The following is a 20,882-nucleotide window of genomic DNA, read 5'->3' on the forward strand; positions in this document are numbered from 1 at the left end:
GGACAGGTGACTCGCTCCTCCCGGCAGCTCCCGCATTGGTTTGACGTCGATCGGTGGATACGCCTTACGTGAGGAGCCGTGTACGGACCCGTACGCACGGTTCTGTGGGCAGACGGGGCTTCGGCCCCTCTGACCCGATCCTCCAAACCGCCGCGCTGCCGGGTTTCCGTCCGATGCCCTTGGCGCGGGGAGGATGGGTTTCGCTTCGCTCTACCCATCCTACGTTTCGGTTGTGTTTGAATCGTTTCTTACCTTGATCGTCTCGTGGCGACGCTGAGTCGCTCTTCGCAAAGCTCCAGGAGCGCGGGCGTCCAGGGTCGTCGCTCCGGGATGCGGCGGCTGATTGCGATGTGACGGACCAATGTCAGCAGGGCATAGGTCCTCACCGCGGCCCGGCATGCCTCGCCGGCGAGGCGCACGAAGGCCTCTTCGATGGCCAGCTCCAGGTCGGCCAGCGCATTCGGATCGCCGCAGGTCCGCAGACTCAGCTCGGTGACGTGCCCGATAAAGTTGCCCTTGTCCAGACCGGGATCGGCCAGACAGAAGAGGTCGAGATCGATCAGATAGTGCCGAGTGCCGTCCAGGACGAGGTTGTCGGCATAGCAGTCGCGATGGCTCGGGCACGTGGTGCCGGGTTCGAGCGAGTCGCCCAAACGCTCGCAGGCGGCGAAGAGCCGATTGATCCGATCCGCCCAGGTCGGGTTTTGCGTTGCGACCTCGCCGAGTGCTCGGTGCAGAATGCGCAGCTCGTCGCGCATGGTGTGGCGGCGGTCCGAGATCGGATCCGCACCATGCAGCTTGTGGATCGCGGCGGCGATCCGCGGGGACAACGGGCTTGTGCCGGCGCATGCGGACGCTCTGAACGGCGAGCCCGGGCGCGTGGGCATCGAGCCGTCGGCTCAGCGAAGGGCAGATCCGCAGATGCCGTTGCATCCGTGCCGGACTCAAGGCGAGCGGCAACATCGACATTCGGGTATCGGCGGGGGCGACGCTCGAATCCACCGTCGGTCGCGATTCATTCGTCGGCATCCTCATGCGGTCGACCTCCTCCGTCGGGGTGCGTGCGGCTCGATTGATGGTCTTTCTGTTTGGCTTCCGAGAAGGTGCTCCACGCGCAGGAGCGTCTGCTCGATGCGTTCCGGCCAGTCGCACTCGCGCCTGCGGAAGGCCTCCGGCGCAAGGCGCAGTAGACCGGCCGCGACGTAGAGATCCGTTTGGACCGGTCGATCGCATCGACCCTCATGGCAGTAGCCTTGAATCAGGTCGGCGGCGATCTCCTCGGCACGCGCCGATTCGAGCCGTCCGGCCAGGCAGTCGTCTTCGAGTCGCGCGATAAAGCTTCCGAGATCGGCCGCGGGGTCGCCCGCTCCGGCTTGGTCATAGTCGATGATCGCGACCCTGTCGGCGTCCAACAGGATCTGATCGGCAACGCCTCGATGAAGTCGTGGGCGTTGGCCAGGCGGGCGGCTCGAATGATCGCTGCCTCATCGCAGCCGGGGTCGCCATCAGCGTCTGCACCAGCCGCGCCGTAACCGATATTGTCTCGGATGCTGGCGGCAAAGAGCAGGCTGTCGGAGAGCACCACGCTCATTTGAGCGCGCAGCGAGGCGAGCCGGTAGGTGCGGATGTCGACGCCGTCAATGAGCACGCGGCCCTCGGTCGGATCATGCAGGCGCAGCAGGAGACTGAGCAGGGTCGATTTCCCCGCCACTGACGGGCCGACGATCGCCGCCCGCCCGCCCGCGGCCGATGCCTTGGCCAGGCGTGCGGTGTACTTGGCCAGCTCGCGGACGGGTCTGAAGGCGGTCTTGAGATAGGCCAAAAAGACGATCAGATCTCCCGGGGTGAGCGCACCGGCCAGCACCAGCCGGCGCCGAGCCAGAGCACCAGCGCGGAGGCGACACCGATGAGCACATCGACCGCGCGCTCCAGATTGGCGGCCAGGCGCTTGGCCTTGACCCCTTCCTTCAGATCCCGGTTGCCTTCGCTGCAGAAGGACTCGGCGAACCCCTTTTCGAGCGACAGGGCCTGGATGTCGCGGATCGCCGCCATGGACTCGGCGGCCTTCGCGGCCATTGCGCCCTCGCGCCGACGTTGCTCGCGGCTCACCGCCTGGATACGGCGACCGAAATGCAGCGTGGTCAGCCACAAGAGGGGCAGCAGCAGCAGTGCCGCCAGGGCGAGCTGCCAGTTCAGCCAAAGCATCACGCCGATCATCCCGACCAACACCAGGCTGCTGACCAAGAGCGGCAGGGTCGCCGTCACCGTGACCTCCTTGAGCATGCCGATGTCGCCGATGATGCGCAGCGTCAGCTCGCCGGTCTTGGCGCGATCGTGAAAGGACAGCGAGAGCCCCTGCAGATGCCGATACAGATCGTTGCGCACCTGGGTCAGGACCCGATGCCCGGCCAACGCGAACCCGACGGTGCGCCTTGCCTTCCGTTGTCTTCCTCGAGGTTGTAGTCTCGCGCCTTTCCCGTTGTAACCCTCAAGACACGCGATGCCTTCCGTTCCGTTGTTGCTCGATCCCGACACCTTGAAACACGCGATCCCCCCGGCCTACCTGGAACGGGGTAGGCGCTATCTGCAAGAGCGGCGCGTGCTGAGCGCGGACCACGATCCCGCGCGCGGGCTGGTGACGGGGCGGGTGCGGGGCTCGGGCGGGCGGATCTATCAGTGCCTCGTGCAGCTCGGCGAGCAGGCCGACGGCGCCTTGACGGTGGTCGGGCACTGCTCCTGTCCGGTGGGCTACAACTGCAAGCATGTGGCTGCGGTGTTGTTGTCGTTGGGTACACGAACCGCGAGCGCGATCGTGCCGGCCCAGGCACTCGCGCTGCCGTTCCAATTAAAGAGCTGGCTCGATCAGATCGAGCGTGCGACGGGCGTTCCGGCCGAAGAACCCCATCGGATCCTCTATTTCATCGACCCGGAGGAGCACCTCGGGGTCAGGCGCACAGGGGTGCGTGCGGCGAAGGCGCGGCAGCTGCTCGCCGGGGGCTACGGTAAACCCCAGGATTTCAATATCCTCGGTCACTCCAAGGCCAGCTTCATCGGTCCGGAAGATCAACGCATCATGGGCTTGCTCGCGGTCGCGCGGGGCGGCGGCGACCCGAGCGTCGCCTATCTGGATACCTTGACCGGTGCGGACGTCATGGCCGCGATCACGCGCACGGGGCGAGGTCACCTGCGCACGATCGACGGTCCGCTCCTGCGCGACGCGGGTCCGCTCGCGGGGCGGCTGGAGTGGCGCCTGGGAGAGGATGCCCGGTTGCGCGTGATCCTCGAGGCCGACCGTCCGGGGCTTTTGCTGTTGCCGATGTCGCCGCCCTGGTATTTGGATCCGGACACCGGCGACTGCGGTCCGCTCGAGACCGGCCTGGATGACCGCGAGGCGGGCGTCTTGGCGGCGGCCCCGGTGGTGGCGCCCGAGTCGGTGGAGGCGTTGGAGAAGGCGGCGCGGGAGCGTTTCAAGGGGCGCTCGGTTCACCTGCCCAAGAGCCCGGAGCGACGTCGCAGCGGCTCGGAGATGCCCGTCCCCCGCCTGCGCCTGCGCAGCGTCGATCTGGCGGCAAGCAGCGTGGGGCGCTACTGGGGCATCCAACGTCCGCCGGAGTGGGCACATCACGCGGTACTCGATTTCGACTATGGCGGCACCTCGGTCGATCCACGCGACCGTGCCCCGGTGTTGCGCCGCGTCGAGCAGGGGGTGCTCGTCGAGGTGGAGCGTCAGCCAGAAGCCGAACGGACGGCGATCGGCGTGCTCGAGGCGTCGGGCTTTCGTCGTGCCACGGAAGCGTCGGATGCCGATGGCCTATGGTTCGAGCGCGCGGACCCCGACACCTGGCTCGACTTCATGCAGGATGCGCTGCCCGACCTCGCGGCGCAGGGCTGGCGGATCGAGATCGGGGAGGGTTTCCACTTTCGGATCGCCGAGATCGGCGATTGGGAGATGGACATCGCGGAAGGCGAGGGCGGGAGCTGGCTCGACGTGGGGTTGGGCGTGGAGGTCGACGGACAGCGGGTCGACCTGCTCCCGCTGCTGGTGGAGATGATCGGGCGCTATCAGGTGGACCTCTCCACGCGAACGCTCGCGGCGATGGACGCCGAAACGCGCTTGCAGATGCGTCTGCCCGACGGGCGGCTGATCCTGATGCCGGTGGAGCGTCTGCGGCCCATCCTCTCGACCCTGATCGAGCTGTACGACCCGGAGGGTCCGCTGGGATCGCAGGGGAGCAGGGGCCGCTTGCGTCTGTCGCGCGTCCATGCCGCCCAGCTCGCCGAGCTGGAGGCAGCGGCCCCGGCGCTGCGCTGGCGGGGCGGGGAATCGGTGCGCGAATGGGGTCGGCGGCTGCGTGACTTCCGAGGGCTGGAGGGGATCGCGCCGCCCGTCGGGCTGACCGTGGAGTTGCGGCCCTACCAGCGCCAAGGGCTCGATTGGCTGCAGTTTCTGCGCGAGTACGGGCTCGGCGGTGTCCTCGCCGACGACATGGGTCTCGGCAAGACGGTGCAGACCTTGGCGCATCTCCTGGTCGAGAAGGAAAGCGGGCGGGCCGATCACCCGAGCCTGGTGGTCGCGCCGACGAGTCTCCTCTTCAACTGGCGCCGCGAGGCCGAGCGTTTCGCCCCGGCGTTGCGTGTTCTCTCGCTGCACGGCTCGACGCGACACACCCGGTTCGCGTCGATCTCCGATCATGACCTGGTGCTGACGAGCTACCCGCTGCTGCCGCGTGATCTGGACGCACTCGCGAAGCAGGATTTCCATTTGCTGATCCTCGACGAGGCCCAGAACATCAAGAATCCGCGCAGCAAGGCCGCACAAGCGGCCCGTGGGTTGAACGCCCGCCATCGGCTCTGCCTGACCGGCACGCCCATGGAGAATCATCTCGGCGAGCTGTGGTCGCTGCTCGACTTCCTGATGCCCGAGCTGCTCGGCGACGAGCGCCGCTTTCGGCGGCTGTTCCGAGTCCCGATCGAGCGCCATGGCGACGATGTGCGTCAAGACGAGCTGCGTCGGCGGGTCGCCCCCTTCCTCTTACGTCGCACTAAGGAAACGGTCGCTGCCGAGCTGCCGCCTAAGAGCGAGATCATCCGCGAGGTCCCGCTTGCGGATGATCAGCGCGATCTCTACGAGACCCTGCGTCTGGCGCTGCACGAGAAGGTGCGCGAGGAGGTGGCGCGCAAGGGTCTTGCGCGCAGCGGGATCATTATCCTGGACGCACTGCTGAAGCTACGCCAGGTGTGCTGCGATCCGCGTCTCGTGTCGCTCGAAAGCGCGCGCCGGGTCAAAGGCTCCGCCAAGCTGGATCTGCTGATGACCCTGCTGCCCGAACTGCTCGAGGAGGGGCGGCGCGTGCTGCTCTTCTCGCAGTTCACGAGCATGTTGGCCCTGATCGAGGAGGAGCTGATGAAACGCGGACTGCGCGAGGATCAGGACTTCGTGAAGCTGACCGGGCGAACCCGCAACCGGGATCGTCCAGTCGATCGCTTCCAGGCCGAGGGGGTGCCCCTGTTCCTGATCAGCCTCAAGGCCGGCGGCACCGGGCTGAACCTCACTGCCGCGGACACCGTGATCCACTACGATCCTTGGTGGAACCCCGCGGCCGAGCGTCAGGCGACCGACCGCGCACACCGCATCGGCCAGGACAAGCCGGTGTTCGTCTACAAGCTCTTGACCGAGGGGACCGTCGAGCAGCGGGTCGCGGATCTGCAAGCACGCAAACAAGCCCTCGCCGATGCCATGTTGGCCGGCGGCGGCGTGGCATCCGGCGTCTTGAGTCCGGCCGATCTTGATCTCTTGTTCGCGCCTCTCAGCGACGATTGAGCATTACCAGGGGATGTGCCAACCGGTGGCGCGGATCAGGATGACGCCGATCAGCAGTGCGAGCAGGATCGCCCAGAGCGAGAGATAGATGGCGTTGGATTGTTTCGCCCGGTTGCGATCGGTCCAGGAGCGCGGTCGTACCCCTTTGAGCAGGAAGACGACCTTCGCCGAGAGCAGAACGCAGACGACGTTGACGATCAGCAGCAGAAAGGCGCCGAGCGCCTCTTCCCACCGTCCCGCGCCCAACATCATCCCCATGGTTGCGGTCGGCGGGAGCAGGGCGACGGCGACCATGACGCCGACCAGGGTGGAGGACAAGCCGGTCGTGAGCGAGAGCACCGCCGCGGCACCCGAGGCCAGTCCCAAGACCACGCCGCCGAGATCGACATCCGTGCGGGACAGGATCTCGGTGCTGTCGAGCCCGAGCGGCAGGATCAAGGCGATCGCAACCGAGATCACCGTCGACAGACCGATCCCTGCCCCGTTCGTCTTGAAGGCGCGCCAGGTCAGCTCTTTGTCGCCGAGCGATGTCGCGAACGCCAGCGCGATGTTGGGTCCGAGCAGCGGTGCAATGACCATCGCGCCGATGACGACCGCGACGCTGTTCTCGATCAGACCGATGGCCGCCACCAGCGTGGAGAGGGCCGTCAATACCAGAAAATTGCTGTCGAGCTGGGCGCCCTTGGCGATCTGGCTGTAGAGCTCCTCGCGGGTGGCTGCAACGGACTTGGCCTTATCCTTCTCGAGGTCCTTGTCGTCCTGTCCCTCGTGGGTCAAGACCGCGTCGATGGACTGAATGACGATGCGCGCGTTGTCGCTGGCCGTGAACAGATCCTGCAGCGAGTCGATCAGTGCTTGTCGGTGATCGTCGGAGACCAGCATCCGGATGCTGCAGCGACCGTCCTCTGCGTCGCCGCCCCACCAGAAATCCTCGGCGCCGTAGAACTTCGCCATGCCCGAGAGCGTTTTGGCGTGCTTGCGATCTGCGATGACTTCGACGATGCGCACGGGTCGGGACTCAGAAAACCGGGATCTGGGCAAAGAGGACGAGGAGGATGATCGCCAGGATCCCGACAGCCGTCCAGATGCGGTTCGCCAAGCGACGGCGTTTGAATCGTTTCTCGATCTGAGCGAAGAGGCGTGGATCGGATTCGATTTCGGGCGCGATGAAGATGCGTCGATGGACCAAATCGATCGCATCCACGGCGGCCGTTGCGGTCACGGGATCGGTTCGATAGAGGCCGGCCTCCGCATCGACCATGCTGTGCCGAAGCGCCGTTTGAGCGTGCATTCGGGCGACGTGGAGCGCAGGAAAGAAGGCCGCATAGCAGACACGCGGTCGGGACGGGTCGCATGTCTCGATCTCCGCGAGGGATGGTGCCTGCGGTGCACCGAACACGCGCACGAGACCCGGTCGATCGGCACGTGTCTCGACGATCAGGTAACCTTCGAGCTCACCCATTGCGAGTCCCTCGAACCTCGGCCCCGGCGGGTCTGGTTGCTTCGGCAGCGCTGCCGCAGCTCAGGCAGAATCCGCGCGCCGGATCCGGCGATCGGGCACAGGCAGACCATGCCGATATTCTGCCATCCTTTCCGATCGGCATCGGCCGATCACGCGGCGCGTCCATGCGCCGACAGGATCGGTGGCTCCCGTGGGTTCGATGTTGATTCAGGCCGCGCGGGCTTTGCGCTCGATTTCCCAGTTGCACCGGTCGATGAGGACCTTCAGCGATCTCGTGACCGCGATGTCGCTGCGCAGCTCGAACCGGTTGCCGTGCTCCCAGCAGTCGTTTGCGGCATCCGCGAGCAGCGGAAGTCCTTGACGACAGAGCTCCCAAAAGGCCAGTGATCGTTGTGTGCTCATGATGCGTATCCCCTGACGATGGGTCGGAAGGCGGACGATGTCCACTTGCGTTGACCAACGCATATACCTTGCCACCCCGCCGAAGCCCTTGCCTACACGGATTCTGTATCCATTTTGCAACAAGCCAAATCATCCGATTTGTCGTCGACCCCACGTGTAGTGTAGCGCATGTGGGCGGTTTTGTCGGCATCGCAACACTCATGGGTCTTTTCCGCAACGAATCTCTGGACACTGCTGTGTGACCAAGTTGCGTGCAGCGTCGGGGTTTGCAATGCACTCCGGCGCCGAACGGCAACGAATTTGTCTGGAATGTCGGTGAAAGCACGCCGTGCCGAGCGGCAAGCAAAGGGTTGATGCCCTGAGCGGGATCAACCCAGGCGTCTTACCGTGTTCGGGAGGTTCTGGCGGATGACGTCGGCGAAGGCCTGCAGCGCCGCACGTCTGGGAAAGCTGCGCCGGTAGACCAGCGAGATGCGGCGGAACGCATCCGGAAGATTGCCCAACGGGCGGGCGATGATGCCGCTGTCGGTCATCCAGGCCCCGCGGATCGCCAGCGCCGGGACCAGGGTGCAACCGAAGCCGGCCCCCACGAGCTGCAGCAGCGTCTCCAGGCTCGCGGCACGCAGGTCCGCCATTTCGCCCTTGGTCGGCCGTTCCGCAAGGCGGCAGACCTCCATGACCTGATGCGTCAGGCAGTGGCCGTCGGCCAGCAGCAGAAGGTCGACCTCCTCCAGGTCCTTCGCCGTGATCTCGTCCTTCTCGTATAAGGGATCGTTGCGCGGATGGGCGAGCCAGAAGGGCTCGTCGAACAGCGGCATCGAATCCAGATCGGTGTCGTCGACCGGTGTGGCGAGCAGCGCGGCGTCGATCTCATGGCGCGTGAGCCGGCCGAGGAGCAGATCCGTGATCTCCTCGGAGAGGATCAACTTCAGATTCGGGTAGGTGCGCTTCAGCGGCACCAGGATCTGCGGGATCAAATAGGGGCTGAGGGTCGGGATGGCCCCGATCCGCAGCGGACCCGCAAGCGGATCCTGATGGGCTCGAGCGACCTGCTCGATGGCCTGTGCCTGCTCCAAGGCGAGCCGGGCATGCGCGAGGATGGCCTCGCCGACCGGCGTGATCTCGACCGAGCGATTGGTCCGCTCGAAGATGACCACGTCGAGCTCGTCCTCGAGCTTCTTGATCTGCCCGCTCAAGGTCGGCTGACTCACGAAGCAACGCTCCGCGGCACGCCCGAAATGGCGTGTCTCGGCGACGGCGAGGATGTATTTGAGGTCTCGGAGGTTCACGCAGAGATGATACAGCGGAGGGGCGCTGGTCTCCAGCTTCCAGCTTCCAGCCAGCCTCCAACCTCCAGCCTCCAGCTTTCAGCTATCAGCCATTGGTTTCCCTGCCTCGGTTTCGGTTCGGTCGTGGTTTCCGGCTTGATCAGACTCAGTGAATGCCGGCATCCTCAAGCGGCTGGCTGACGGCTGATCCTAATGAAAGCTGGAGGCAGGAGGCGGGAGGCAGGCGGCTGAAAGCCAAGCCCGCTTGATTGCCCCCGGCCTATTCCCCACCTCCGCAATGACCATATAAAAACTCAGGAGTCATTCACCGTGAGAATGGACAAGCTGACCGCGAAGTTTCAGATGGCCTTGGCGGATGCGCAGAGCCTGGCCGTGGGACGGGATCACCAGTTCATCGAGCCCCTTCATCTGATGATCGCCTTGCTGGATCAGGAGGGCGGCTCGGTGCGCCATTTGCTGACGCGCGCCGACGTCAACGTCAATCGGTTGCGCTCGGCGCTGGGTGATCAGCTCGACCGACTGCCGACCGTGGAGGGCGCGGGCGGCGATGTCCATGTCGGCAACGATCTGAATCGGCTCCTGAATCAGACCGACAAGCTCGCTCAGCAGCGTAACGATCAGTACATCTCCTCGGAGCTTTTCGTGCTGGCGGCGCTGGAGGATCGCGGGGCCCTGGGCTCGGCGATGCGCGAGGCGGGCGCGAGCAAGGGCGCGATCGAGAAGGCGATCGAGGGGGTGCGCGGCGGTCAGAGCGTGAACGATCCCAACGCCGAAGAGCAGCGCCAGGCGCTCGAGAAGTTCACGATCGACATGACCGAGCGTGCCGAGCAGGGCAAGCTCGACCCGGTCATCGGTCGCGACGACGAGATTCGACGCACCATCCAGGTCCTGCAGCGCCGCACCAAGAACAACCCGGTTTTGATCGGCGAGCCGGGCGTGGGCAAGACCGCCATCGTCGAGGGTCTGGCGCAGCGCATCGTCAACGGAGAGGTGCCCGAAGGGCTCAAGGGTCGGCGCCTGCTCTCGCTCGACATGGCGGCCTTGATCGCCGGGGCCAAGTTCCGCGGCGAGTTCGAGGAGCGTCTCAAGGCGGTCCTGAACGATATCGGTCGGCAGGAAGGCAACATCATCCTCTTCATCGACGAGCTGCATACCATGGTCGGCGCGGGCAAGGCTGAGGGCTCGATGGACGCGGGCAACATGCTCAAGCCGGCGCTCGCACGCGGCGAGCTGCATTGCGTGGGTGCCACAACGCTCGACGAATACCGTAAATATGTCGAGAAGGACGCGGCGCTGGAGCGACGCTTTCAAAAGGTGTTGGTCGACGAGCCGAACGTCGAGGACACCATCGCCATCCTGCGCGGACTCAAGGAGCGCTACGAGGTCCACCATGCGGTCGAGATCACCGACCCGGCGATCGTCGCCGCGGCCGTGCTCTCGCACCGCTACATCTCGGATCGCCAATTGCCCGACAAGGCGATCGATCTGATCGACGAGGCCGCTTCCCAGATCCGCATGGAGATCGACTCCATGCCCGAGGAGATGGATCGGCTCAATCGGCGTCTGATCCAGCTGAAGATCGAGCAGGTCGCACTGAAGAAGGAGTCCGACGAGGCGTCCAAGAAGCGTCTGAACGATCTGGAGAGTCAGATCGAGCGTGCCGAGCGCGAGTTCTCCGATCTCGACGAGATCTGGAAGTCGGAGAAGGCGGCGGTGCAGGGGACGGCGCACATCAAGGAGGCGCTCGACCGCGCGCGTGTGGAGATGGAGACGGCGCGACGCGCCGGCGATCTGGGGCGCATGTCCGAGCTGCAGTACGGGCGCATCCCGGAGCTGGAAAAGCAGCTCACCGCAGCGGCCGACACCGAGCAGGGCGAGAACCGACTCCTGCGCAACAAGGTCACGGAGGAGGAGATCGCCGAGATCGTCTCCAAATGGACCGGCATCCCCGTCTCGCGCATGCTCGAAGGCGAGCGCGATAAGCTGCTGCGCATGGAGCAGGAGATCGAGAAGCGCGTGGTGGGCCAGGCCGAGGCGGTGCGTGCGGTGAGCGACGCGATCCGACGCTCGCGTGCGGGGCTGTCTGATCCGGGTCGGCCGATCGGCTCATTTCTCTTTCTCGGGCCGACCGGCGTGGGCAAGACCGAGCTGTGCAAGGCGCTTGCGGCCTTCCTCTTCGACACCGAGGAGGCGATGGTCCGCATCGATATGTCAGAGTTCATGGAGAAACACTCGGTTGCGCGGCTCATCGGCGCGCCGCCCGGATACGTCGGCTACGAGGAGGGCGGCTATCTGACCGAGGCGATTCGGCGCCGTCCCTACAGCCTGATCCTGCTCGACGAGGTCGAGAAGGCCCACCCGGATGTCTTCAATGTCCTGCTTCAGGTTCTGGACGACGGGCGTCTGACGGACGGGCAGGGGCGCACGGTGGATTTTCGCAACAGCGTGATCGTCATGACCTCGAACCTGGGCTCGGACGTGATCCAGCAGGTCGCCGGCGAGGCGAACTATGCCGAGATGAAGGACGCCGTAATGGAGATCGTGCGGGTCGCCTTCCGGCCCGAGTTCATCAACCGGCTCGACGAGATCGTGGTCTTCCATCCGCTTCAGCCGGCGCAGATCCGGTCGATTGCGCGCATCCAGATCGATTATCTGCGCAAGCGTTTGGCCGATCGGGATATGGCGCTGGAGGTCAGCGATGCCGCCCTGGATCATCTCGGCGAGGCGGGCTTCGATCCGGTCTACGGCGCCCGTCCGCTTAAGCGCGCGATCCGGGCGCAGCTCGAAAACCCGCTCGCGCAAGAAATCCTGTCCGGGAAGTTCGCTCCCGGCGATCTGATCGAGGTGGGTCTGGAGAACGGCCAGCTCAGCTTCGACCGGGTGCTGCAGGGGGAGGTTCTATAGCGGCCGTTGCGGCGAACGAGCGGCAGTACGCCTGGATCGGTTGCCGTCCGAACAAAAAAAGCGCGAAGGTTTCGATGTCCTTCGCGCCTTTTGAGCGGCTCGCGAGGCTATTGACCCGCGACGGCGAATCGGCGATGTCCGATCGCGTAACGTCGACCCTATTCCACCGCCGATGCGGTTATCGGACCGCCGATCTGCACCGAGCCTACAGGTGCGATCCGCGACGCGACGACCGCGCTCGGATCCGGGGTCGGTGTGGCGTGCGGGTTGGCGACGACCAGAAAGGATGCGGTCAGAACAACGGCGCCGCCCACAGCGCGCGTGGCCATCTTCCCTGCATCCATCGCCGCGAGTCGATCGCGAACACGGATCGCTGTATTGACGACGTTCGATACATCGGCTGCTGTTGGAATGCGCATTTTGAGTCTCCTTCGGGGTTTTTTTGATCGTAACGAGAATGTCGTTGATTTCGACTCGAATCCAAACGCCTAATCCTTCCGATTCGGTCTGGAATTCGTTCGTATTTCTCGACGTACCCGATCGGGGCATCAAGTGGCCTCAAGTGCGGCCGGTCCGTCCGGCCGATTCCGGATAGAATCCGCCCTTCACTCGAACCGGGAGGTCCTTGCGATGAGCCAAGCGCTCAAAACGGTCGTCGCACGTCAACGCATCCTCTTGCAGGGCCGACTGGCGACATCGCTCGCCCGGCTGGTCGAGCCTTGTCGCGCGGCCTGGTCGGACCGCACGGCCTTGGAGCGGATCCTGCTCGCGGCATTGCCGACGCTCGCATCCTGCAAGTATCTCTACGCCCTCGACCGCGATGCCCGCCAATTGACCGCGAACGTCTCCCCGCAGGGCCTGCTGCCTGAGCATTGGGGCCGGGACCGGCGCGAGCGTCCCTACATGATCAATGCGCTCGCCGGCGAGCGCTTTTCGCTATCCCCCGTCTATATCAGCCGCAACGCCCGCCGTCCGTCGCTCACCGCCATCCAGCGGATCGAGGACGAGGAGGGCGCGCTGCTGGGGTATCTGGGTGCCGACTTCGATCTGCGCGAGCTTCCGCTCACCCGAGAGCTCTACGAGCAGCCGGAGCAGTGGCTGCAGCTCAAAGGCGATCCGGCGATCCGCGGAGGGCTGTTCGATCAACAGCGCGTCGACAGCCTGATGGACGGACACATCGACGAGATCCTCGCGCTCATCGTCGAGCTGATCGCCGCGCACGGCGTCTTTCACGGCAAGCTGCATTTCTCCAGCTCGCGGGCCACACTCTGGCTTGCCGACGACCCCTTTCGGTTCCGGATTCTCGACTACGAGGATCTCGCCGATCCGGGCACCTGTCTCGCGTATCCCCAGCGCCCCTATCCGCTCGATGTCGCCATTCCGTTGGATCGGGTCGCCGAGGTCTTTCGCACCTTCCGGGAGCTGCGCTTCATGGACGAGAACATCTATCTGCGCTCCGGGTCGCTCAACATCTACAACGGCATCGTCGGGCTGAACTTCTCGTGCGATGGCTCGCACTACATGCCGTGGGACGATTTCCTGCACAAAAGCCTGGATTTCTGGATCGGCACGGGCGAGTCCTGCGCGTTGGAGGGCGGCACCTGAGGTCCGGAGCACCGAGCCGCTCCCCGGCAGCGATGCCGGAACGAGGATGACCGGTGCGCGTCATTCGCGGTTACGCCGCGTGAGTCCCCGGCTTGGGTTCGGCAATGGCGCAGCCTCTACGCCGATTGCTCGTTCTCCAGCGCCTTCTTGGTGATCTCTTGATAGAGCGCCACTGCGCTCGTGTAGATCCCCTGCACGTCGGGGCGCTTATCTACGAATCGTTTAATGCTCTCCGCATCCTCTAAGACCGCATGAAGGTGGGCGAGATCGGTGTCGTCGAGTCGCTCGCCGCGGTCGACCTTCGCCTTGATATCGAGCGCGCGCGGCAGTCGAGACTTTTCAAAGCGTTCGAGAATGGCAACGATCACACCGTCTTGGTGCGAGGCATCGGTCATGGTGTTCTCCCGGGAGATTGGATTGATACCCTGTCCGCACCGATTGGCGCGTGACGAGCCGAGAGCAAGAGAATACGCTTGCTCCGGCGACATCGGAACTGTTGAAAAGTCCATTTAGACGGGGAGATCGGCGGCGTGAACCTGCTCCAATCCATCTTCCGCGGCGGCGAGTCACGCGGACGCTATCCCGAGTCGCTGATCGGGGCGGCCATCGAGCGCGCCGTGGAGGGGACCGATACGCGGCTGCGCCTGCTGCCGGGTTACCGCAAACGTCTGCGTGTGCCGGTCATCCAGGCGATCGATCAGGTCGTCGGCTTGGTGGACGCCATCCCCGCTCCGCTGGTGGCCGGGCGTCGCGAGTATGGCAAGGATCCGCGCCTGTCCGCGGTCGGTACACCGTCAAATCCTGCCACCTGAAACGGCGGCTACAGCACACGGGGCAGCACGCATGAGCAACAACAAACGCAGCACCGAGGCCGAAGACCACGCTGTTTCTTCCGAAGCGAGCGAGAAGCTCAAAAACAAAAAATACCTCAAGGAGCTGGCAACGCTGCATGTCGAGCTGGTCAAGCTGCAGGAGTGGGTCCGCCACCACGGACTGAAGGTCTGAATCGTCTTCGAGGATCGCGACGGCGCGGGCAAGGGCGGCACCATCAAGGCGATTACAGAGCGGGTCAGTCCGCGGATCTTCCGGGTCGTGGCCCTTCCGGCGCCGACCGAGCGCGAGAAGAGCCGGATGTATGTCCAGCGCTATATGCGGCGTTTCCCTGCGGCCGGAAATGTGGTCATCTTCGATCGCAGTTGGTACAACCGTGCCGGCGTCGAGCGGGTGATGGGCTTCTGTACCGAGGAGCAAACAAACCACTTTCTGCAGATGACCACGCTGGTCGAGCGGGTGATGGTGGATTCCGGGATCATCCTCGTCAAATCTTGGCTGGAGGTCAGTCCGCAGGAGCAGACGCGCCGATTGGAGGACCGCATCGAGGACGGTCGCAAGATCTGGAAGCTTTCGTAGCTCACTGAAAATGTTGGCACTGCTTTTTGAGAAGTTACCGGACCTAGGCTCAAGCGGTGGAATTCTTAAACGATCGCGCTCCACGTCGAGAACTTAGGGCGGGCTGCTCGGAGGCCGCGTTCAAGGATGATCCTACGCAAAGATCCCTGCCGATCGGTCTATTCGGTCCTGGCCAGGCCAATATCGACAACATCTGTGCGGTAGTAAAATCCACGCGATGGCTTAGATTCTCAAATCTTGAAAGGGTGAAGCACGGCCGCCGTCGGGTCGCGTGCTCCGCATCGACCGTTTTCCTCGCCTCGGGCCTCTTTCGGATCTGCCGTAGATGATCAAAGCTCACTCTCAACGCCTGTTGCAGCCGTACTCGGCGCAAGTTCAGATCGCCGAAACCGATCAAGCGCGAGCGCTGTCCATGGATGGCGATTTGTGGGAGTTTCAGTTCATCTATGCAATCGGTCGCGGCGCACCGGCAAGCGCCGCTCGACAGAAGGGCCGCTTTACCAGGGCGGCGCACATCAGGCGTTGCGATCTCGACCGGGTGATCGAAAACCCCGTCACGGAAGATGGCCAGGTCGACCAACGCATCCTTGATTTGGCGACGTTTCTAACCGGGGCACGACTGCCGTTCGAGGCCGCCGATCGATACGAGTACTGGCTCCTTGACCCCAAAGACCGTTCGCCGCTCGCCTTGATCTTCTCTTGCGTCGACGCGTCGGAGATGGCGTCGTTTCCAAAACTCACTGATTGGACTGCGCTCCCGGCCGCCGTGATGCCGATCGAAACGAGCGAGGCCGAGCGCAGCAGCTCATATGGACCGGTGAACTACCGGTTGGAACGATGTGTCGCCGAGCGCGCGGGTACCAAACCAAGAGCGCAATGGTTCACCCGAAGGCACAACGAGAGTGAAGATTTCCCACCTTTCTTGATACGCGAAGACTGGGAAAGCGAAGAGAAGCAGGAGCTTTGTCGACGTTATCTGCATCGCCAGGCACCCCGTTTGCTGATGTTGCATGGAGTGAATCTGGATGAGCGGCGCAGAATGGAATTGGCGGCGCGGGCGAACGCGCTGGACGTGGCGCGCTTCTATCCGCTCTATCCGGAAATCGCCGATAACGATGTGATGGACAAGATCCGGATCGAGGCTCGGTTGCGGTTGGCGGCAGGGGAGGCGGCCTATTCGATGGGGCGCCGCGATGGTGTTCTGTACCAGTGACGCGGTTGCCCGCTCGGCGTGTCGAACGACCTCGCGTAGAACCAGAGCGGTGATACGCAACACCCCGATTCATCGAAGTCGTCGACAATCGCGGTATGTTGCAGCGCACCGGACGGACCGACCCACCGAGCCCTGCGGTCTACCCGCCGCAAGACAATCCGTTCGGCGGCGGCAGCTTGAACACGGACTCGGAAGATCCTCGACGAGCATTTGGCCGGAAGCCGTAAGAAGAGGAGGTGTGGCGCTCCTTGCGCAGTCGAGGCCGGGATCCGACGCACGTCTTGACTCCGAAGCGGTCGGGATAAGCGCTGCGGCTCGATGACGCCGGTGGGTCGCGCGCAGCACGGATTCTTTGTATGGGGGCATCAAAGGCGGGCCGGTACTTCGCCTGCAGCGTGGTTTACGCAGGGCGACGCGCAGCGAAACCCGAGCGGAGTTCGAAAAAACTCTAAGAAACAAAGGGCCAGGGAATTCGAGCCCAGTTGAGGCTTGCGCGGACCTCATAAGAAGGAGTTATGAGCGCCGAAAATGTCTGAGTCGCGAAGCATGTGCTGAAACGCTTATACTGCTTGGACCATGTCGCGAAAGGCGTCGCAACGAAGCCGATTTCACGGTGGGGCGGTTGGATATCCGTTCCTTCGGCGTAGCCAGTCGACCTGATGCGGGGGCGGATCGGGTCACCGTTTTCCTCGAAGTAGCCGAGGTTCACAATTTATTTGGAGTCATCATCCAATGATCGCAAGTAACCCTTTCGCGATTTTGTCCGAGAGCCTTTCGCTTGACCCGGGCGTCATGCAGGCGTACGTCGTTCTGATGGTCCTTCTGGTCATCGGCGGCACGCTGCTCGATGTCATGCATAAGAAGAGTGCCAAGTTTTTTTTCGAGAGGGGACAGTCGCTCAAGAAGATCGCCAAGCGTGAAGTCAGTGGCGGAGAAAAGCTCGGCGTCGCCCTGAGCACGGTGACGAACGAGGTGTTGACCTCAAGCGAGTTCAAGAATCCCCAACGACGTGTCTCGCATCTGTTTACGATGTATGGCTTCGTCTTTTTCGTGGTGACCACTGCCGTCATGATCTTCGGCCTGCCGGTTGCCGAAGGCGAGGGCTCGGGTCTAACACCCCTGCTGTGGCATCTGGGTGCACTGTCGATCTGCATCGGCGGATACTGGTTCTGGTTCAAAATCCGCGTCGATGTGCGCTCCGAGGGTAACGAGTGGTACAACGTACACCAGTCCGACTTGTTCATCGTTTCGCTTTTGCTGATGGCGACCTTCGCGCTGATCTGGTCCTTTCTGCAGGCCGTCGGCGGTGCGACCTCCGTGCTGAGCATGATCGCGTTCATCGTCTTCATCGGCGCGGCCACCACGCTGTTCAGCACCATCCTGTGGTCGAAGTTCGCGCACATGTTCTTCAAGCCTGCGGCTGCGTTCCAGAAGAAGGTGGCGGTTGCGGACGGATCCCGCGACAAATTGCCCGAGATTCCCGATTTGTCCAGTGCCGCGTGCAAAGAGCGCTATCCGGACATCCCGGAATACATGGGTGCGAATCCGCCGAACATGGGGCTCGGCATCAAGCGCGAAGCTCCGGCCCACTATTGATCTAGAGCTGCGAGCTCAAGCCACGAAGAGGAAACGATTATGCCAACCTTCGTCTATATGACGCGCTGTGACGGTTGCGGCCAATGTGTCGACATCTGCCCCTCGGATATCATGCACATCGATCCGGTGGTGCGCCGTGCCTACAACATCGAGCCCAACATGTGCTGGGAGTGTTACTCCTGCGTGAAGGCCTGTCCGCACAATGCTATCGACGTCCGCGGTTACGCGGATTTCGCCCCGCTCGGCCACTCCGTCCGGGTTCAACGTGACGAGGAGAAAGGTGTCATCGCCTGGCGGATCATCTTCCGCAACGGCGAAAAGGACATGAATCTCCTGGCGCCGATCACGACGAAACCTTGGGGCAAGCACATTCCGCAGTTGGCAGACGTGCCGTCTCCCAGTCAGGAAATGCGCGATAGCGAGCTTCTGTACAACGAGCCGAAGTACATCCGATTCGATGACGGTGGTCTGCACACGCTCGAAAGCGCCGGGCTCCAACTGAAAGTAGGGGTTTACGAATAATGGCTTACAAGACAATCGTTGAGGACGGCATCGACATCCTGGTGTGCGGTGCAGGACTGGGCGGTACAGGTGCTGCCTTCGAGGCGCGCTACTGGGGCAAGGATAAGAAGATCGTCATTGCCGAGAAGGCGAATATCGATCGATCGGGCGCAGTCGCACAGGGCCTGTACGCCATCAACTGCTACATGGGCACCCGTTTCGGCGAGAATAACCCGGAAGATCATGTTCGCTACGCGCGCATCGACCTGATGGGGATGGTCCGGGAGGATCTCCTGTTCGATATGGCGCGTCACGTCGACTCGACGGTGCACCAGTTCGAGGAATGGGGCCTGCCGTTGATGCGCAATCCGAAGACCGGCGCGTATCAGCGCGAGGGGCGCTGGCAGATCATGATCCACGGCGAGTCCTACAAGCCGATCGTCGCCGAGGCTGCCAAGAAGTCCGCGGACAAGGTTTTCAACCGTGTCTGCGTCACCCATCTGCTGATGGACGAAGCCAAAGAGAACCGGGTCGCCGGCGCAGTCGGGTTCAATTTGCGTACCGGCAACTACCACGTCTTCAAGTCCAAGGCGGTGGTCGTCGCGGCTGGAGGCGCGTCCAACATCTTCAAACCGCGCTCGGTCGGCGAAGGTGCAGGCCGCGTGTGGTACGCCCCCTGGTCGTCGGGTTCCGCCTATGGCCTGATGATCAATGCCGGCGCGAAGATGACCCAAATGGAGAACAGGATCGTTCTCGCCCGCTTCAAAGACGGTTACGGTCCGGTCGGTGCTTATTTCCTGCACCTGAAGACCTACACCCAAAACGGCATGGGCGAGGAATACGAGTCCAAGTGGTTCCCGGCCTTGGAGAAGATGGTCGGCAAGCGCTACCTGGACGTCGAGGCGTCGCACCTCTCGCATCGCCCGATTCCGACCTGTCTGCGGAATCACGCGTTCATCAACGAAGTGAACGCAGGCCGCGGCCCGATCCATATGGTGACGATGGAAGCGTTCCAGGATCCGCATCTCGAAGAGATCGGCTGGCACAACTTCTTGGGCATGACCGTCGGCCAAGCGGTGTTGTGGGCCGCGACGGATGTCGATCCCAAGTATGAGAATCCGGAGCTGACGACCTCCGAGCCCTACGTCATGGGCTCTCATGCCACCGGGTGTGGAGCTTGGTGCTCCGGTCCCGAAGACATTTCCCCGCCGGAGTACTTCTGGGGCTACAACCGCATGACGACCGTGGAAGGTCTGTTCGGCGCGGGCGACGCTGTCGGTGGTACGCCGCACGCCTTCTCGTCGGGTTCCTTCACGGAAGGCCGGCTCGCGGCCAAGGCCGCCTGCAAGTATATCGACGACGGTAAGGGGGAGGGCATCCGCGTCTCCGAGGAGCAGATCAACCGTCGCAAGGAAGAGATCTACAAGCCGATGGAGCACTACAAGGTCTATCGGAACGAGATCACCGCCGGTTCGGTCAACCCGCACTACATCAACCCCCGTCAGGGTCTGGATCGCCTGCAGAAGTTGATGGACGAGTATTGCGGCGGGGTGACGGTCAGCTACATGACCAACGAGAAGCTGCTGCACATCGGTCTCAAGAAGCTCAAGCTTCTCGAAGAGGATTTGGAGAAGCTTGCCGCGGAGAATATCCACGAGCTGTTGCGTGCATGGGAACTGAAGCATCGTCACCTCACCTCCGAGGCTGTCATGCACCACACCCTGTTCCGCAAAGAAACCCGCTGGCCCGGTTATTACTACCGCGGCGACGCGATGAAGGTGGATGACGAGAACTGGCATGTGCTCACGGTTTCCCGCCGGGATCCCGAGACGGGTGAGTACACCATGGAGAAGGCGCCTTGCTACCACCTGATCGAGGACAAGCCAGAGGCTAAGGCTGCCTAAGCCTTTCCGGAAGCCGGGGCCTCGGAAATCGGGGCCTCGGAATTCTTCTCGCGTTTTCTTCCAGGCTTGTTGGACGAGCGCTAGGTTAAGCGTCATTTGCGCTTGCGTCTCTAACACGTAATATACCTGGCGTCTATCGAGAGGGTTTTCATCGCTGTAAAGCCGGTGGCATAAACTCGAGATCGTCACAAGATTGCCAAGACGCACACCGATGGCGATGCGAAATGAATATCAACGATAAGTCCGACGAGGAAATTCTCGAGATCGCCCATCCGATGTGGGACGAGTTGGTCCAGTTCTCCAACAAGGGTCAATACGGTAAGTTTATCCGGAAGTTCTCCTATGAGCTGCTGCTCGGGTTAAACGAGGTCGAGCTCGGTAAGCAATTCGCTCACAGCGAACTGTCCCGGAACCTGGTCGAGGAGCGAGACTTTCTTGGTCTCATTCGACGTGGCGAGCATGTGACCGTTCTTTACCGCATGCGAAGTACGGCGAAGGAGGGAGAGTGGCTGGGAAGAATGGTTCTCGGCTATGAGAAGGGCGAAGTGCGTATTTTCGCCGTGTCGATTTTCTGAGCGTTATGACCGACACCATAGAGCGTAACAAGTACGTCGAGCTCAAGTACCGAGTCGTCGACGCCAAGACGGGCCATGTGTTGACGGCTGTCGATTTTCCGTTGGGCTATGTCCACGGTGTCAACGACGTGCTGTCGTCTCAAGTCATGGCCGAGCTCGAGGGCAGAGCGGTCGGCGATACGATTTCGGTCGAGCTGGAC

The 20,882-nt window shown here is 63.0% G+C and carries 20 protein-coding genes and 1 pseudogene; 12 read left to right on the forward strand and 9 right to left on the reverse strand.

Annotated elements, in window-relative coordinates; all coding sequences use genetic code 11:
- Positions 1 to 248: 248 nt before the first annotated feature.
- From VLR48_RS10335 to VLR48_RS10345, 3 genes are all read right to left on the reverse strand, one after another.
- Positions 249 to 830 carry a phosphotransferase gene (locus VLR48_RS10335; RefSeq protein WP_325291708.1) on the reverse strand — a complete coding sequence of 194 codons (582 nt, stop codon included), beginning with the start codon at positions 828 to 830 and terminating at the stop codon, positions 249 to 251.
- A gap of 428 nt (positions 831 to 1,258) precedes the next feature.
- Positions 1,259 to 1,864, reverse strand: coding sequence for an ATP-binding cassette domain-containing protein (locus tag VLR48_RS10340; RefSeq protein WP_325291709.1), 606 nt, complete (start codon positions 1,862 to 1,864; stop codon positions 1,259 to 1,261).
- Positions 1,831 to 2,412, reverse strand: coding sequence for an ABC transporter transmembrane domain-containing protein (locus VLR48_RS10345; RefSeq protein WP_325291710.1), 582 nt, complete (start codon positions 2,410 to 2,412; stop codon positions 1,831 to 1,833). Before VLR48_RS10345 ends, VLR48_RS10340 begins: the two co-directional genes overlap by 34 nt.
- Positions 2,413 to 2,536: 124 nt before the next feature.
- Between VLR48_RS10345 and VLR48_RS10350 the strand changes: the two genes are divergently transcribed.
- The gene (locus VLR48_RS10350; RefSeq protein WP_325291711.1) at positions 2,537 to 5,821 is read left to right on the forward strand and encodes an SNF2-related protein; all 3,285 of its coding nucleotides are present in this window, start codon (positions 2,537 to 2,539) and stop codon (positions 5,819 to 5,821) included.
- Positions 5,822 to 5,824: 3 nt separating this feature from the next.
- Here VLR48_RS10350 and VLR48_RS10355 read toward each other — a convergent pair whose 3' ends face one another.
- From VLR48_RS10355 to VLR48_RS10370, 4 genes are all read right to left on the reverse strand, one after another.
- A complete protein-coding gene (locus VLR48_RS10355) occupies positions 5,825 to 6,829 on the reverse strand; it encodes a TIGR00341 family protein (protein ID WP_325291712.1) in 1,005 nt (334 codons plus the stop codon).
- 10 nt (positions 6,830 to 6,839) lie between these two features.
- On the reverse strand, positions 6,840 to 7,283 hold the full coding sequence (locus VLR48_RS10360; RefSeq protein WP_325291713.1) for a hypothetical protein: 444 nt from the start codon (positions 7,281 to 7,283) through the stop codon (positions 6,840 to 6,842).
- 207 nt (positions 7,284 to 7,490) lie between these two features.
- The gene (locus VLR48_RS10365) at positions 7,491 to 7,685 is read right to left on the reverse strand and encodes a hypothetical protein (protein WP_325291714.1); all 195 of its coding nucleotides are present in this window, start codon (positions 7,683 to 7,685) and stop codon (positions 7,491 to 7,493) included.
- Between the two features lie 368 nt (positions 7,686 to 8,053).
- Positions 8,054 to 8,974 carry a LysR substrate-binding domain-containing protein gene (locus VLR48_RS10370; protein ID WP_325291715.1) on the reverse strand — a complete coding sequence of 307 codons (921 nt, stop codon included), beginning with the start codon at positions 8,972 to 8,974 and terminating at the stop codon, positions 8,054 to 8,056.
- Between the two features lie 309 nt (positions 8,975 to 9,283).
- On the opposite strand from VLR48_RS10370, the gene clpB reads away from it, so the two are divergent.
- The gene (gene clpB, locus VLR48_RS10375; protein WP_325291716.1) at positions 9,284 to 11,878 is read left to right on the forward strand and encodes an ATP-dependent chaperone ClpB; all 2,595 of its coding nucleotides are present in this window, start codon (positions 9,284 to 9,286) and stop codon (positions 11,876 to 11,878) included.
- Between the two features lie 158 nt (positions 11,879 to 12,036).
- Here clpB and VLR48_RS10380 read toward each other — a convergent pair whose 3' ends face one another.
- On the reverse strand, positions 12,037 to 12,297 hold the full coding sequence (locus VLR48_RS10380) for a hypothetical protein (RefSeq protein WP_325291717.1): 261 nt from the start codon (positions 12,295 to 12,297) through the stop codon (positions 12,037 to 12,039).
- Between the two features lie 211 nt (positions 12,298 to 12,508).
- Here VLR48_RS10380 and VLR48_RS10385 point away from each other — a divergent pair, with 211 nt between their 5' ends.
- Entirely contained in the window at positions 12,509 to 13,483 is a 975-nt protein-coding gene (locus VLR48_RS10385) for a PDC sensor domain-containing protein (RefSeq protein WP_325291718.1), read from the forward strand.
- A 116-nt stretch (positions 13,484 to 13,599) separates the two neighbouring features.
- On the opposite strand, the gene VLR48_RS10390 is transcribed toward VLR48_RS10385, so the two are convergent.
- Positions 13,600 to 13,878 (reverse strand): hypothetical protein, encoded by a 279-nt coding sequence (locus tag VLR48_RS10390; protein ID WP_325291719.1) that lies wholly within the window; start codon positions 13,876 to 13,878, stop codon positions 13,600 to 13,602.
- A 135-nt stretch (positions 13,879 to 14,013) separates the two neighbouring features.
- On the opposite strand from VLR48_RS10390, the gene VLR48_RS10395 reads away from it, so the two are divergent.
- The 9 genes and pseudogenes from VLR48_RS10395 to VLR48_RS10435 form a co-directional block, all read left to right on the forward strand.
- On the forward strand, positions 14,014 to 14,295 hold the full coding sequence (locus VLR48_RS10395; RefSeq protein WP_325291720.1) for a hypothetical protein: 282 nt from the start codon (positions 14,014 to 14,016) through the stop codon (positions 14,293 to 14,295).
- Positions 14,296 to 14,326: 31 nt separating this feature from the next.
- Positions 14,327 to 14,488 carry a hypothetical protein gene (locus tag VLR48_RS10400; RefSeq protein WP_325291721.1) on the forward strand — a complete coding sequence of 54 codons (162 nt, stop codon included), beginning with the start codon at positions 14,327 to 14,329 and terminating at the stop codon, positions 14,486 to 14,488.
- Positions 14,489 to 14,893 carry a hypothetical protein gene (locus tag VLR48_RS10405; protein ID WP_325291725.1) on the forward strand — a complete coding sequence of 135 codons (405 nt, stop codon included), beginning with the start codon at positions 14,489 to 14,491 and terminating at the stop codon, positions 14,891 to 14,893.
- 325 nt (positions 14,894 to 15,218) lie between these two features.
- Entirely contained in the window at positions 15,219 to 16,106 is an 888-nt protein-coding gene (locus tag VLR48_RS10410; protein WP_325291722.1) for a hypothetical protein, read from the forward strand.
- Positions 16,107 to 16,838: 732 nt separating this feature from the next.
- A complete protein-coding gene (locus VLR48_RS10415; protein ID WP_325291723.1) occupies positions 16,839 to 17,702 on the forward strand; it encodes an adenylyl-sulfate reductase in 864 nt (287 codons plus the stop codon).
- A gap of 39 nt (positions 17,703 to 17,741) precedes the next feature.
- Positions 17,742 to 18,224, forward strand: a complete 483-nt coding sequence (gene aprB, locus VLR48_RS10420) for an adenylyl-sulfate reductase subunit beta (RefSeq protein WP_093028108.1) — start codon at positions 17,742 to 17,744, stop codon at positions 18,222 to 18,224.
- Positions 18,224 to 20,107: an adenylyl-sulfate reductase subunit alpha gene (gene aprA / locus VLR48_RS10425; protein WP_325291724.1), complete on the forward strand. Its 1,884-nt coding sequence runs from the start codon at positions 18,224 to 18,226 to the stop codon at positions 20,105 to 20,107. The genes aprB and aprA overlap by 1 nt, the downstream gene beginning before the upstream one ends.
- A 224-nt stretch (positions 20,108 to 20,331) precedes the next feature.
- The gene (locus VLR48_RS10430) at positions 20,332 to 20,682 is read left to right on the forward strand and encodes a hypothetical protein (protein WP_093028104.1); all 351 of its coding nucleotides are present in this window, start codon (positions 20,332 to 20,334) and stop codon (positions 20,680 to 20,682) included.
- A 5-nt stretch (positions 20,683 to 20,687) separates the two neighbouring features.
- Positions 20,688 to 20,882, forward strand: a pseudogene (locus tag VLR48_RS10435) (peptidylprolyl isomerase); the annotation flags it as partial.

This window comes from Thiocapsa sp. (assembly GCF_035467215.1).
Taxonomy (GTDB): domain Bacteria; phylum Pseudomonadota; class Gammaproteobacteria; order Chromatiales; family Chromatiaceae; genus Thiocapsa.